Below are 14,293 nucleotides of genomic sequence, written 5' to 3'. Positions count from 1 at the left end.
GCGACCTTGCCGTCGTGCCGGCGCGTTGACTGGGCATGGCGAGGCCGGCGTTCGAGCAGCAGACCGTGGGTATGCATGACCCGATAAACCCGTTTCGCATTAACGCGAGGCCGCCCCTGCGCGTCCCGCTTTCGCCGCAGCAGGGCCCATGCGCGCCGATAGCCGTAAGTAGGTAAATCAGCAACCAGCCCCTGAAGCTCCGCGACCAGCGGCATATCGTCACGGGCGGGCGTTTTGCGCTTGTCAACCCATTTAGCTTCGCGCTTTGATTTCACCGCTAGATTAGAGCGCGACACACTCAGGACTTCACAGACCGTCTTCATCGGTCGTCCCCCGGCAGCAATGGTGAGCGCGCAATCAATTTTTTTGCCCGGCCATACTCCACTGCTTCGCGGAGAATCTCCACTTCCATCGTCTTCTTGCCAAGCAGTCGCTGGAGTTCACGAATCTGCTTCATCGCCTCGGCCAGGTCGGACGCCGGTGCCACCTGCTCGCCGGCACTGACCGCTGACAGGCTTCCGTCCTGATAGAGCTTGCGCCAGGCGAACACCTGGTTTGCATTCACCTGATGACGACGGGCAACTCCGGAAACGGTTGCGCCGGGCTCGAAGGTCTCGCGCACTATCGCGAGCTTCTCCTCGACAGAGCGCCGACGGCGCTGTTCGGGCTGGGTCAAAACTTCAATGGGTTCCACGTTAGAACTGGGCTTAAACATAGGCGGAAGACTACCTCAAAGTTTAAGCGTTACCTCGTGTCCGGTTTTCGCGGGGGCCGGCCCAGTTCGATAGAGGCGTTGCTACGCGCGGGCAATTTGATGCGCAGTCGCTCGTTACGTTCTGACTTGTTGTAGGCAATGCCTAGAGACTCAAGCCGAAGCATCTCAAAGTATGACTCTACCGTTTCGGCTACTTCGTCGGTCGTCCAATCTTGCCCGACACGAACAACTTCAAAGCCCAAGTCCAACAAGACGCGTTCGACTGTTGCTTCGCCGCCAGAGAAGTCGGCGGCGCGAAGCGGGCCCTCACCTGGAAAGGCATATCCGTAGGCGGCACCGACTATTGCCTCTGAATCGTAGAGCTTTCCAGTACGGCGGTCGCGCAACATGTACTCCCGTGATGTGCCGAACCCGTATTTTTCGAGAAAAGCAGTTCGACCGACACGGTCGAACTCTTGAATCGCAGCGTAAACGGCCGTGGAGGTCTGTAGCTTTTTGAAATTCATGGAGGTGCCCTCTCGGCAAATAAACTCTCTAGACGGAATTGGGCTTTACTCGTCGTCACGGTGGTCATCGCTGTCTTGGTAACGCTCATTATTGGGATTCAACCGGTCTGCATGATTGTCGAAGCTATCATCATAGGCAGCATTGTTGGGGTTAATGCTGTCGCTGCGGTCGTCGTTACGTGTTGGGCTCATGGTGTTGCTCCAAAGAATGTAACTTCGGGCGTGGCGGCTCGTCTGGCTGTCGGAGAGATTACTGGACCAAATGGGTCGCGGGAACTATCGTACAAGCGCATGCAGAGTCACTTCGACGTTAGTCAACGCTGCCGAGGACTAGATGAGTGCTGCTCTTACCGTTGTCACTGTTGCGTCGGGCACGTGTCTGGGGTTTAAAGGGCTCGCCTGCAACGACGCAAACTCTAGCGTTCCCACCTTCATAAATCTAGGGAATGCCCTCTCAACTCTTGCGCTTGTTATAACGTTCATGCAGTTGGTCGGCCCGGCACAACGATTTCGTTTGAAAGCCCGTGGCACATCGAGGTGGTACGGCATCACGGCCCTGGTCGGAATGTTTGTGTGTGCTGCAATTTCATCTGCTTTGCGCGTTTTCGCGGGCTCGAACACTGTGAACCCGCTGAAGGTTATCGGATATGCCGTGTTTTGGGAGTGGTCGTCCGCTATTCTGGCATTTGTCGGCTTGACAATTTTGGTCTATTCCCTGCTTGTTCCGGTTCGCTGGACGCGACGGAACTCAGGTACTTATGCAAAGGCCTGCCGGGAGGCCCTTCTCTCAAACGACCGGGATTCACTCGCTCAGCTAGCGCGGGAGCTGGAGGAAAGCAAGGGAAACATAACGGAAGCCATCAGCTGCAAAGATGATATCGTTCGGGCCCGAGTAGGTGATTTGTTCGCCGTCCTCTCCAGCGCGAATGTCTTCTTCGAGATATTAACGGAGAAACATGCGCCTTTCTTGAGAAGCATTTTCGAAGTCACGCGACGGGCCCAAAAAAACACCCTACCATGCGGCATACTTCAGTTTATAAGCCTAGTCGCGCGTCAATGCTTTATCAGTGACCATGCACTGTATCAGAAAGATATCGAAGTCCATTTTCCAAATAGCCTTGACCGAAGTGGAATCGAGTGGTCCGATAACAATGTTAGTTATTCTGACTATTTGACGCGGAATCCATATGCGTTGAATTTCAGCGTGAATCCTCCTGATACGTATTTCGGTTTCGCGCTTTTTAGTAATGTTGGATACGTAACAAATGTGTTAGAAAGCTGGAACGGATGGGCAGAAGAGTTCCACTCCACCGGCGCGATAATTCGTTACCGAGAGGCTATTGAACGGATTTTGTGGAAGGCTACATACGACGAGGATTTTACCATCAAGATTTTAACTATCGGATTCGGGAATGCATGGGCAACATTAGAACGGGCGCTGATTTTGAGTCGTGGAAGTTCCAAGAGTTGCACGGATATCACAACCGGGAAAAAAATCGACACTGACGCCGAGTATGAGGTGTTTGCTTCTGCGATAAAATGGATGAAAATTATCGAGAGCAACACGTGGCCTCCGGATTCTCGAAGAGCAGAACTTGCAGCATGTTTCGCAGAATTCGCAGTTAATCTTTTACGCGTTAGAGGCGACTTCCCTACAAGGACGTCTTTGTCGTCTCCCGAATTGCATTTCTGGCGACATATTTCCTCGCCATATGGGCCAAAAACCTCAAGTTCTGATGTGACGCATCAGTTCCGCTTGGTTTTATTTTCCAAGATAGGGCGTGAACTTTGTAATTTCGAGTCCACAACGGCCTCCGTCAGGTGGACGCTGCCGACAATTACTGCCGCCGTCCTTTCTGCGCACGCTGCCGCGAATCTAGAAGTCGACGCATTCCCGCTGCGCGAGGACATTCGAGGTCATGTAGTTCAACTTATCTCTGACTTCTTTCCAGTCCTGCACGGACTTAATCCCGAATCTTCCCGTTATCTATTGCCGAATTCTCTTATGTACGATTCTGATTTGAGGATTATAAAATTTGCGAACCAGGGGGGAGAGATGCACAAAACTTTTATAAAAGTAAAGTCGTCGTGGGCAGTAGCTCGCATCTATAAAAATGGAAAATATCATTCCATTGCAAGTTTGCATTTCGCCTTAATTTCGGTTCTACTCACCGCTGAGAGGAAGGGATTACTACCTGTAATCAAACGCTCGTCGATTTTTTCGGGTACGCCGTCGCAGTCGGGAAGCGGTGCGATATGATTTCCTTGGAGAAGCGACCGGGACGACCTCAACGAGGATGTCATCACTTGAGCGGCGACTCATGCTTCCATCAACGGTGCAAACCAATATCCTGCGGGGTACACGAACAATCTGCTATATGGCCCGCGAGAACAATTTGGTATAAATCCGACACTCAAGAACGAACCTGCCTCGCTCCAGTATGGACAGGGCGACCAGATTGCCAGGTTCCGCAGTCGGACGGGCACCATCGTAGAGAATGGTCTGTGCAGGACGCACTGCGGCACCTAGCCGGGTCGTCGCGAAGATTGGAAAAGATGTTCGCGCTTGGTGGTCTCCCTCTGCCTCAGGTTCATACGCTGCCGCGGGAGTGACTTATGCCCCGGGTTTCTCACGACCTTGAACGCCATCAACTTTATGAGGAGGTTTGCGATGCAGCAGGTCGTGCGCTGTAAGCCGCAGCTGACGAACAAGGAGACAGGTCAGAGTGTCGATGTTTCGATTAGGTCAATATGGCGTCCGCATCGGAAGCCGTTTCGTATTCGCCATGAATTATCGTCGTGCCCGCCTGCGGCGGCATCGAAACGAAAGCCGGTGCTAAATCCACCTCTATTTGGCTAAAATAATAACGCCTTCGGCGGCCATAAGTCCCGGCGCTTCGTTCGAATTTACGCACCGACTGGTTGTTCCGCAATAAGCGCGCGTCCGCGGTAGCGTTGGGCACCATCACGAGTGCATTGACGCTCACTGGTCACGGTTCCCACCGGCGTCGCAGTGTTCCAATCTTCGCGTCCGCTCGAAGCGCGTTGCCATTTGGACCAAGCAGCACGACAGAGCCTTCCGGTAGACCGAAGACACGCTCGATTCGCCTCTTAATGGTCCCAACACGGGCATCGGCACGCGCGGCGCGAAAACGTCCCGGAACTTGTGCCCTGACACGTCGCGGTCGGGGTTCACTGCCTCGGATATCCTCGCGCTCCACGGATTTCTTGCCAAACAGGCTAGTTACGTCCCGCAACTGTGACTTTTCAGTGTCGGAGCCCGCCACCTTTCCCCAATGATACCGCGCGCAAATCAAGAAGTAGTACGTCTCATGTCCGACATTTCGCATCGCTTCCACGACGGACTCGACCTCGTGGTCGAGTCGCTCCTGTTCTTCGTCGCTCGCGTCGAGCACCATGGACGCCGCTGGAGAATCATCAAGTGCTCCTTCGAGGCCCTCAGCCACGACCTGCATTAGGTCATTCAGGTCCGACAGCTGTATTGCGTCGCATTCGTGAGCAGCCTCCAGCCCTTCTTGCTCCGAAGAGTCATCGCTCGACTCCGAGAAACCGGTATATTGCGCAAGATACTCAAAGCCTTCGCTCACGTGCTGCGACAACTCTTCCAACCAGTCGCCAAACTCCTCGTAGCCCAAGCGCCCGTCGAACACTTCATTCGCGCTCTCGATACACAGCTGCAGCATGCGCAACCCGTATGCAAAATCTATGGCATGTGTATCGTACTCAGCCGACAAGAGTGCAAATTCGTCTGCTGTTAGGCAGTATTTGTTCATGTTTAAATCACCTCTAGGAAAGCGCTAACCGCCGAAGTACCGCGTATCAAGCGACAAACATATTTGGACGGTGGGTAACGACCGCATGCCGTGTCGTTTTCATTGCTTGAGGACCTCGGACAAGGCCGCCACCGACAGGTGGTCCCGATGGGCCATGTCCTTCCGCGCTGTCTCTGTTTACGGTCACAAGCATAAAATCTTTAGCGATGACATCAAAGGCGCCTCAAGTCCAGCGCCTTCCGAAGCACCTCACTAACAGTCACTGGCTCGTCATCGGAATTCAAGTTACAGAGCCATCCGTCAATCGCACAAGTCACCGCCGCGGGTCGCAAGCGACGCTTCCAATTTCAATGCTGGAGCAGGTTGCGTAGCGAGTTTCGAAATCGAGTGCAGCCGCTACACTCCTCACGAACGCGCACCGGACTCGGAATACACATCACCCGAGACCGACAGATTTAGGCAGAGTCGCCCCAATCCGGTATCGCTTGCCCGACTATCAATCTACTCAATGGCTGAGTGTGCCAGTAGTGCAATCTTTCTCGCGACGTCTTTTCCGAGCGCGATTCCCCTGTAACGCGCCTCAAGCCACACTTCCTGGACGTCAATCTCAATGCTTCCGTCACACCGGATGCACATCGGAAACGTGCAATAGCCAATCGGCTCCAACCTGTCGGTGACGACTACGCGATAGCCAAAGGTAGGATGTCACGTCCTGCCTTTCGGAGTTTTCAATACTCTCGCTCTTGAGCCAAGCTGAAGTCGCCCCCTTACGGGACAGACCGTCGCCGACAAGCGCAGAACAACGAGTAGAGGCGCGACTCGGCTTTCTGTCTGCCTAACCTTCTTTCTCAGAATGGGCAATATCTCGTTCAATCCTCGTGCCGACGGAGGTTCGACATAAATCGCAAACGACGCGCGCTTGATGTCGGACGGCAGGCCTGAACGGTCCATTGGGAAAGCTGGCGAAAGGTCAAGCGCCAGTGGTTGGCACAGGACGTTCTAGAACCGGTCTCTTCGTTTCATTTCGATGCACATCTACTCACCCATGCCGGGGAGGAGCGGGTCGGATGAATATTTCCAGTTGAGTCTACGGCGTTCGGTAATGGCATGTCAGTAGGTTGACGTATTCAGAGAGATGCCGACCCTATTGATGGTTCTGGTACATTGAAATGCAATAACGACAATTTATACAAATTCTTTAACAGTCAACCCCACATAACCAAGACGACTAACCCGCGCGACGGCCGGACTGACGGAAAGCGCATTGCGCTGCACTGGCGCCATGAATTACCTCCGCGCTGCTGACTCGCCGACCCGTCGCAATTTGGAAGCCGGAATCAGTCTGAAGAGCCTGGCCGCGGACCTTTCCCTTCCGCGCCGAGATGGCCGCCGTCAGGTGACGCCGCCACGAGGGCGTTTTGTGGCCTTTCACCCAGGGAAGTTTTGCAGGACTGCGGTGTCGTCGAAGCCGCTATGGCTTCGCCAGCTCGATGCCTTTCATTCGGCGAGAAAACCGGTTACCGTGTTGCTTGTTCGAATTATTGTCGGCGCCCGTCTGAGTAACTGAAACGTGCACGATGGTTGACGATATATAGAGGGCTGAAAACCGTCATTTGAAACCGTAAAGCTGACGAGCGGGAGCGCCATCCGATAATTCGCCATAAATCCGCTTTACTTCCTAAAACAAGTTGCCCTTTAAGACAAAACCCCGAACTATGGCCAGGTCCGCGTTTCAAACCAATCCGATTGCACTGAGAGAACTACTTGACGACTGCGACCGTGGCGCCCTTCAGCTACCGGACTTCCAGCGCAGCTGGGTCTGGGACGAAGACCGCATTAAGAGCTTAATTGCATCCATCTCCCGTGCATTTCCTGTGGGCGCGTTGATGACTCTTGAAACCGGCGGCGATGTTGAGTTCAAGCCTCGGCCCGTTGAGGGCGCTCCGCTTGCCGCGCAGTCGGCTGTGCCGCGGTCACTGCTCCTTGACGGTCAACAGCGAATGACTTCGCTATACCAGGTGACGCTCCGCGGAAAAGTTGTAGAGACCGTTACTCCAAAGAACAAGAAGGTCAAACGCTGGTTTTACATCGACATTAGAAAAGCCATGGACCCCTCGTGTGACCGGGAGGATGCCATTGTTGGTGTTCCGGAAGACCGGGTTATCAGGACTGATTTCGGGCGTTCCGAGGTTCTCGACCTCACGACCGCGGAACGCGAATACGAAACGCTGATGTACCCCGTGTCACAAGCGTTTGACTGGGACTCATGGCAGGACGGCTTTCAGGAGCACTGGCGCGGGGATGAACACTCAGAGATTCGGAAGTTGTTTAAGGCGTTCAAGGTCGCGATTCTTGAAAACTTCAAGGATTATCGGGTCCCGGTAATCGCGCTCGACAGGTCCACGTCGAAGGAAGCAGTATGCGTTGTATTTGAGAAGGTCAACACCGGGGGCAAGCCGCTTGATGCATTCGAACTTGTCACGGCGATGTATGCCGCCGAAGGACATGAACTTCGGAAAGATTGGTTCGGCAATGAAAAAGTGAAGGGTAGGCAGAGTCGCTTCGCAGAGACGCTGCGTCCCGCTGAGGCGACCTCCGGCATCATCGCCAACGTGACTAATACGGACTTCTTGCAAGCAGTCTCGCTTTTCTACACGCGCGAAAGGCGCCGGGAGGCAGAGAAGGCCAAGAAATCGGGAAAGGAGTTGCCGTCGGTAAGCGGAAACCGCCAGGCGCTTTTAAACCTCCCGTTGAGTGCATACAAAAAGTATGAGGCACAAGTCGAGACCGGATTCATCCGCGCTGCGCGGTTTCTTCACATGCTGCATATCTATCGGGTGTTTGACTTGCCCTACCAGTCACAGATTGTTCCACTCGCAGCGATTCTTGCCGACATAGGAACCGACTGGGAGCATGACACCATCCGCGCGAAGTTAGTCCAGTGGTATTGGAATGGTGTCTTCGGCGAGTTATATGGGTCGGCAGTCGATTCGCGCTTCGCGCGGGACTTCCAGGAGGTCCCTGCGTGGCTGACCGGCGGTCCGGAGCCGACTACAGTTAGCGAGACTATATTTCGCGCTGACCGGCTGAAGACGATGCGGATGCGCCTCTCGGCCGCGTACAAGGGTGTAAATGCGTTGCTCATGAGGGAGGGAGCCCGAGATTTCCGCTCCGGGCAAAAATTTGACCACATCGTGTTCTTTGGTGAGAACGTCGATATTCACCACATTTTTCCTCAAGACTGGTGCAAGTCCAACGGCGTCAAACCGGCCATATTCGATTCGATAATTAACAAGACCCCTTTGTCCTATCGAACAAACCGCATCATTGGTGGAGTCGCGCCTTCGGAATATCTGGCGAAGCTTGAGGCGGGAAATTCGACAGCACCGCCTATTGGCCGCGCACGACTGGACGAGCATCTGGAGTCGCACTTCATCGACCCGGTTTTGCTTCGAGGTGATTCGTTCGAAGCATTCATGTCTGACAGGCAAAAGCGGCTGCTGGCTTTGATTGAAGATGCAATGGGTAAGCGCGCGTACGCCGGAGAGAATAATGAGGAAGGTGAAGACTACGAGTCCGACGAGGCGACATTGGAAGCCGATTTGACAATGGATGCGTCATAGCACTGCCGCAGTTGTGGCGCGAGAACACATTGTAAAGATGGGGTTGCGCCGTGCGCAACCTTCCTGGGTCGCAATGTCGTTGACTGAAAGGCATTGGTGCCGAGGCGCGGGACGGGCGCGCCAGAAGTCATCGCGGCGAGAAAGTCAGGGATGCCCGAATCGACGCTCATCCCAGCAACTGCGGTGATGAGAAGTCCTTCGGCTCCTCGCAACCGGCGGGCGGCTCTGTCCAGGGTTTCTTCCTGTCAATCCACCATTCCGCGGCTTAACGCAGATGGCGACTGCTGTCGAAGCGAACGAGCGCTTAAAACTGCGACATGCGGTCGTTGTATGCGTCTGTCAGATTCGCTCGGAGGCGGCAGCACGCCGGAGGTCACCGAGAAAAGCTCAATTCGATGCCGCAGTCTGCGCTTCTTATTGCAGGGAAAACTGGAACGCCACTTCGAGAACGGGTCTGTCTTCAGGCTGGAGCAGCGGCGGCCCCACTTCGACGGTGCACCAGGGCATTTCTACATCAGCACACGAGCAGAAGACGTTGACGTTCTCGTGTGTTCCGTCGACACCGACAATCCGCCGAACGCCAGCCCACCGTAATTGAAACTGTTGAACTTGACCGCGCTATTCGCTCGATACAGGTTGTTGAAGTTATCAAGGTCGCCGGGTGTGAGGAGATGAATCCTCCCCACTGCGTTGAAGCTTCGAACTGACCGACGTAGTCCACGATGGACTCATACTGACGTCCGAGTGTTACCGTCCCATAGGTGCTTGATACGCCGACGCATGCTTGCCTGCCGAACATCAGACATTGCGTGCTCCCTCGATAGTTTTTCTGCCGAGCGAACCGTTACTGCCATTAAAGTCGTTCTCGGGCACGAATATAGCCTTGAAGGCGTTCTCTTCCCTAAACCGCTTTGCTGGGCGATTTCTCTGCCCCCAATTCAAGCTCCTCTGCCGCGGCGCCCCGGCTTTCTCCAAGATACCGGGCCGCCTCTCGAAAAACGTTGAGGATGATTTCTCGATTACCAGGCCGATTGTTGACGAACAGCGGACTGGGATGCGGGCAGCTGAACAACGCCAAGTCAGGACGCAGCCGTGCGACCTGTGGCCGCGCCTTCTCTGCCTTCCTCCCCATAAACACGACAGCACGCAGCTTCGGCAACATTTGAATTAGCCGCGGTAAAGGTGCCAGTCCCGCCTCCAGGTCCTTGGCTGTCGCCGCACGAATGCGCGCGCCATCGCCGATATACCACGGCACTGCATTCCAGAGCAAAGACTTAATGCGGGGAATGCAGGCATCGCGGTTCAGTTCGAACATGTTCTTTGCTGTCTCGTCAGGATTGTTCCGAGACACGAAACTGGATGCAACGGCTCGAGCGCCCGGCGCTTCTAGCAGAAACAGAATTTCGGCCGCGACGCCTGCATCCCATGGGTCAAAGTTAGGAATGGCAGCGCCCGACCCTGCCTCAAGGCGGAGTTCTTCCACAAAGCCGGTGAGCGGCGCAATATGCTGCTCGCGAAGCTGAGCCAGGCGTTGTGCCTTTGCGACCGAATCACCTAGCAGCTTAGGCCGGTCGACGATGCTACGGTCAGTTTCCATTGCGTTTGTCCTCTAGATTGGGCCCATGGCGTTGTAAGCCATGCTCCCGTAACCTCATAACGGCAGAATCAAGAGAATCTTGAGCCGCTGACCGAGCCGCCGAACCACGAGATACCCGGACACGTTGCTTAGCTTACTTGCAGATATGCCCAGAAAGATAGCCTACCGTCCACCTCCGGTGTCTCGTGTGACGGCGTCGGTATAAGCGGCTCCGCTATACACGGGCTCATGATTGAGCAAATTGACCATAATTTTATGGGCGCCCGGCGCCATCCAACCTTCGAGTTACACCTCCGGCGGCTTCTTCATATCCTGCTGACGGACGTTACGATGGACGTCGAGGTAGTCGCGCGCGAGCTCGGTCTTCGCGACGCGATGCACGTACGCCTGCGACGTACGCTCGACCGACTCAATTGCGCACGGAGATTTTGGATGCAATGGCAGCCGACGACATGTGCGGCCCCAAGTTACGTGACATTGCCGCCGAAACGACTCTTCGGCTCGGTTGCCCAGATTCGAATGACGCAATGCGCGGTCACGACGCGAAAATGGCCGTTATGGCGGCGCGCCGCCATAACTACGAAACGCGCGAGTTACTTCGTGAAGCCGGCTAGTCCAGCGGCCAGGAATATTCCGATAATCCAACCTGCTAGTTTATGCACGTAGAAGTAGTATCGAATTCCGTTAGATATGTCGACGTTTTCGTGACGCTTCCTAAGATTTATAACCGGTAGGAACATGTCAAGACTATACGCTACTCCGTAGCGCAACCCCTTACGGTCAGCTTGCGGGACGAATCGGAATCCTATTGTTCCGAGCAGGATAAATCCTAGAGCTATCAAGACGGTGCGAAAGTAGTGGTAGCCATAGCCAATAACCAGTCGTGAGAAAGTTAGGTAAACGCAGTCCAAGCCTGTTTTAAAAAAATGTTCACAGGCCGCGCAGCGCTCACGTTCCCGTTTCGCGAATCCAACGGTCACGGCAATTGCGTCCAGACCAGACATTGTCGCCATACTTGTTACCTGCTGGTAGGGTTGCGGGTCGAAGCGTTTTTTAGTCGCGCGCGCAAGCCAGTCTTTCAACCATTCGTCCTCTGCAAGTTCAACCGTTTCCATTCCCGTCCGGACAGCCGGGTAAGAGATGAAGCTGTCGAACCGGGCGTCTCGTATCATAATAGATTCTGGCCAAACTTCGAGGCTCCTAGGAGAAACTATCCGTGACATTCGAGCATTGCTTAAATCAAGGGAGGAAGCGCCCGGCCACCATTTAGCGCCAGCGGCTATGTTCTCGCTCCGTGGACGCCTGCCGCCTGCCGATTCAGTGTCGAACGGGTCCAGCACGAATTCCTGAGTAATTCGTACCCCTTGGGCGTCGATGCGCTGAAACGCGCTGGCCTCCGCACGAAAGGAGCCTTTTATTTTTGCTTCGTTCAGGTTTAGGACGCCGACATCTGATTGGCGAATCACAAGGTCTTGCGTCGCTTCGACGTGGGACATGTCGACAGTCAGGTTACTGGGCCTTTGATGCCGCCCCAGGTCCTCAAGGTTATCCACACCGCTGTCTACAACAGATATTGGCCCTTTTACTTCCATGTATTTTGCGTCGACCTTGCAGAGGGAAGGAAGATGTTGCAGTACAATCCCACCCTCTACCCGAGCGCCGGCAAGGCGGAGGCTCGGGCTGCCATAGGAAGGGGTGCCCTCCACGGGGTGCAGCGGTCTTTCACGGTCGGCAAGACGCACCTCTTCTGGGCTTATGCCACCATCAATCATTAAATCCCCCTCGATGTGCGCTCCCTTCGCGAGAACAATTGCCGTGCTGCTAACCGTCAAGGCGCCTTGAATCGTTGCTCCTTGAATGGTTAACTTTGGTACCTCGCTGCGGTTAAATTCAACCGGACCTTGGACGCGCGTGCCGTCTAAGTGCACAGGGTCTTCGAACGTCACGTTATCGAACCAGAGACCGCCTGGGATAGTTAGCTGGTTTAACCACACATCCTCGCGTACGCGCACGCGTGAGAGCCCTAGGCCTGTTAACGAAAGCTTTTCAGAATATATCTTTTTGGTAAGCAGGTCGCGTAGGAACTCTGCTCTGATGACCGGCGGCTTGCTGTCGTCCATCGAGTCCTCGCGGTACGGACCTTGCGCTTTACAAGCTGTTTTCCAGACGACCCGTTCGTCAGGTGACCAACCGCGCTCGTGTTGGGAGCAGACCGCCTCAGGTGGCATGCGAGGCGGCGCTTTGGAGTGTGCGGCGTTCGGTAATTGCACAAAAATTAGAAGCACCAGCGCTGCAAAAGTACGCATGCTCGACTCCGCGTTATCCTCGGGCTATTGCGGCGGCTGCACAGGACTATCGCAGGAGGTTGAGCGCAATCGAATGTTCCGTCAAGTCCCGCGACGGCTTTGTGGAGAGAGAAGAAACTCTGCCCCGCCGTGACATCCGCACCGCCCCAAAAGGACGGTGCTTCCCTGGTTCAGTAAGACTGACATTCCGCGTTTTGTCGCCTCAGCCGGCAACGATGGGTTGCTCCGTCGATTCCGACCGGTTTTGGCTGGCCGGAGTAGCTGCAGCACCTCCGGTCACGTGTTCCAGGGTTGCCTGAGAATGACGCTTCACAGAAACTTCTGCGGCCCTTGCGGACCCGTCGAGCGCCAATCCGGCCCCCCTTCAGTCTCTCCACGTCTGACGAGTTGCTGCCCGGAGCCCGCTGCGGCTTGCGTCCCAGAGCTCAACGGCCGGTTCTAGGAGCGCCGGGAGATTGACGTTCAACGCCATGCCAAGCCGCTCGCGCGTCAAAGCGAAACGGACCGCTGCGATTATCACAAGCAAGGAAGAAATTGCTTTCGAATTGTTGTGTCGAGCACCACTTGCACAGCTTGCGCCTGCAGCAGAATTGGGAACGCGGCAGCTCCGACGTGTTTTTCCTGTTCACAGTTTCGCAGTGGAAACGCCTGGTCGCCGCGTCGGTTCACCAATTCTTTGTGGAATGAAGCCGAGTGGCTAGCTCTTGGTCGATGAAGACGTCGCAGTCATCGTCCGTGCTGAAGAGACCCTTCGTATGTTTGCAGGTCACGGAAACCGGATGACCGTTGTATGAACCTCGAACGAATCCATTCGACAATCGCCCCTTCGCAGCAAGCTGGCCATTAACGAAGAACGAACCCTCGTAGGTCGGACTGATTTCACCATCGATAAGCCATTGCGCATCACCATGGATAGGTCGATAAGGCGAGCTCGCAAGCTGACTGCTGCAGGCGGAAAGAAGGGTCAGCGCGGCAAAGCCGAATAAAAGTACTCTTGTCATTTGGCGTTCAGGTAGAGCGTTAGATAACTTGTCTCGCAAACAAGGGCGGGCTACGCTCTGCGCTATCGGCCGAATCTCGCAAATCTTGAGTGGTGAAGTTCCGTCCCGTCCCGGTCGAATGATTCTCATCGACTGCAACCTCGCTAACGCCGGCCTCAAGCGGCTTATGTCTCGCCGTAGCACGGCTTAGTTGGACGCATCTCGCGCGCCAACCTGCACGATGTGGAATAGCGCAACCCTAGTCAAACATAAAATCCCGTCGACGTTTGCTCGCAATCCGAATGGCGCGTGCTGTTTGCGTCAAACCGCGCATTCGCAACTGGCGGACAAAGGGATTTACCCAGGACGGTCACCGACCATGTCGATGGATTCGAATCGACAATGAATAGCCGGTCGCAGGCTATTCGCAACGGCTGAGTCCTGATGTCTGTTCATATAGCCCACCGATTTAAACGTCGGCCCAATTGATGGTCGCCTGTTGTGTTCCATATCGCACATACAGTCATACCTAGGGGCGATGATGCTAACGCCAGCTTCATCTGTCGAGTCAGTCCGAGTGCACGCAGGCCTAAAGGGCAAACGTTGTCGAGGAGCCGTGGCAATGACGACAAATCCAATCCCAGCGCAGGGCGCCGCCGTTCGAGAGAAAGGCGAGAGCACAATTCCCAATCTGCTGTCACGGATCGCCGTATAGGAGCCAATTGATGATCGGCGCATAGGTGCCAGCGCAGGATCGGCGTAATGGAGCCAG

General features: G+C 54.9%; 8 protein-coding genes and 2 pseudogenes. 2 read left to right on the top strand and 8 right to left on the bottom strand.

The window, feature by feature from the left end; genetic code table 11:
* The 3 genes and pseudogenes from AWB66_RS33320 to AWB66_RS34150 all read right to left on the bottom strand — a co-directional run.
* A pseudogene (locus AWB66_RS33320) lies at nucleotides 1–685 on the bottom strand (transposase); the annotation flags it as partial.
* Nucleotides 686–744: 59 nt separating this feature from the next.
* The gene (locus AWB66_RS30970; protein WP_087633827.1) at nucleotides 745–1,221 is read right to left on the bottom strand and encodes a ScoMcrA-related endonuclease; all 477 of its coding nucleotides are present in this window, start codon (nucleotides 1,219–1,221) and stop codon (nucleotides 745–747) included.
* Nucleotides 1,222–1,266: 45 nt separating this feature from the next.
* Complete coding sequence (locus AWB66_RS34150; protein WP_200819117.1) at nucleotides 1,267–1,413, bottom strand: hypothetical protein; 147 nt, start codon at nucleotides 1,411–1,413, stop codon at nucleotides 1,267–1,269.
* Nucleotides 1,414–1,555: 142 nt separating this feature from the next.
* Here AWB66_RS34150 and AWB66_RS33315 point away from each other — a divergent pair, with 142 nt between their 5' ends.
* On the top strand, nucleotides 1,556–3,481 hold the full coding sequence (locus AWB66_RS33315; RefSeq protein WP_125469852.1) for a hypothetical protein: 1,926 nt from the start codon (nucleotides 1,556–1,558) through the stop codon (nucleotides 3,479–3,481).
* A 481-nt stretch (nucleotides 3,482–3,962) separates the two neighbouring features.
* Here the strand turns inward: AWB66_RS33315 and AWB66_RS33310 are convergent, their stop codons facing one another.
* Both AWB66_RS33310 and AWB66_RS30965 read right to left on the bottom strand, forming a co-directional pair.
* Nucleotides 3,963–4,208 (bottom strand): hypothetical protein, encoded by a 246-nt coding sequence (locus tag AWB66_RS33310; RefSeq protein WP_125469851.1) that lies wholly within the window; start codon nucleotides 4,206–4,208, stop codon nucleotides 3,963–3,965.
* A 3-nt stretch (nucleotides 4,209–4,211) separates the two neighbouring features.
* A complete protein-coding gene (locus tag AWB66_RS30965) occupies nucleotides 4,212–5,015 on the bottom strand; it encodes a hypothetical protein (RefSeq protein WP_125469850.1) in 804 nt (267 codons plus the stop codon).
* Between the two features lie 1,715 nt (nucleotides 5,016–6,730).
* Here AWB66_RS30965 and AWB66_RS30960 point away from each other — a divergent pair.
* On the top strand, nucleotides 6,731–8,638 hold the full coding sequence (locus tag AWB66_RS30960) for a GmrSD restriction endonuclease domain-containing protein (protein ID WP_087633825.1): 1,908 nt from the start codon (nucleotides 6,731–6,733) through the stop codon (nucleotides 8,636–8,638).
* Nucleotides 8,639–9,204: 566 nt separating this feature from the next.
* On the opposite strand, the pseudogene AWB66_RS34735 reads toward AWB66_RS30960, so the two are convergent.
* The 3 genes and pseudogenes from AWB66_RS34735 to AWB66_RS30950 all read right to left on the bottom strand — a co-directional run.
* Nucleotides 9,205–9,523, bottom strand: a pseudogene (locus tag AWB66_RS34735) (porin); the annotation flags it as partial.
* A gap of 16 nt (nucleotides 9,524–9,539) precedes the next feature.
* Nucleotides 9,540–10,235, bottom strand: a complete 696-nt coding sequence (locus tag AWB66_RS30955) for a uracil-DNA glycosylase (protein ID WP_087633824.1) — start codon at nucleotides 10,233–10,235, stop codon at nucleotides 9,540–9,542.
* 593 nt (nucleotides 10,236–10,828) lie between these two features.
* Nucleotides 10,829–12,541, bottom strand: a complete 1,713-nt coding sequence (locus tag AWB66_RS30950; protein ID WP_125469849.1) for a pentapeptide repeat-containing protein — start codon at nucleotides 12,539–12,541, stop codon at nucleotides 10,829–10,831.
* Nucleotides 12,542–14,293 lie beyond the last annotated feature (1,752 nt).

The organism is Caballeronia telluris (assembly GCF_001544495.1).
Taxonomy (GTDB): Bacteria; Pseudomonadota; Gammaproteobacteria; order Burkholderiales; family Burkholderiaceae; genus Caballeronia; species Caballeronia telluris.
The sequence above is the reverse complement of the archived record's forward strand: the minus strand, read 5'-3'. Positions and strand labels throughout refer to the sequence as shown.

Bases quoted from the DNA above. Each gene is read 5' to 3' on its own strand.
- AWB66_RS30960 (WP_087633825.1), top strand. From the start codon at position 6,731: ATGGCCAGGTCCGCGTTTCAAACCAATCCGATTGCACTGAGAGAACTA.
- AWB66_RS30955 (WP_087633824.1), bottom strand. From the start codon at position 10,235: ATGGAAACTGACCGTAGCATCGTCGACCGGCCTAAGCTGCTAGGTGAT.
- AWB66_RS30965 (WP_125469850.1), bottom strand. From the start codon at position 5,015: ATGAACAAATACTGCCTAACAGCAGACGAATTTGCACTCTTGTCGGCT.
- AWB66_RS30970 (WP_087633827.1), bottom strand. From the start codon at position 1,221: ATGAATTTCAAAAAGCTACAGACCTCCACGGCCGTTTACGCTGCGATT.
- AWB66_RS30950 (WP_125469849.1), bottom strand. From the start codon at position 12,541: ATGCGTACTTTTGCAGCGCTGGTGCTTCTAATTTTTGTGCAATTACCG.
- AWB66_RS33315 (WP_125469852.1), top strand. From the start codon at position 1,556: ATGAGTGCTGCTCTTACCGTTGTCACTGTTGCGTCGGGCACGTGTCTG.
- AWB66_RS34150 (WP_200819117.1), bottom strand. From the start codon at position 1,413: ATGAGCCCAACACGTAACGACGACCGCAGCGACAGCATTAACCCCAAC.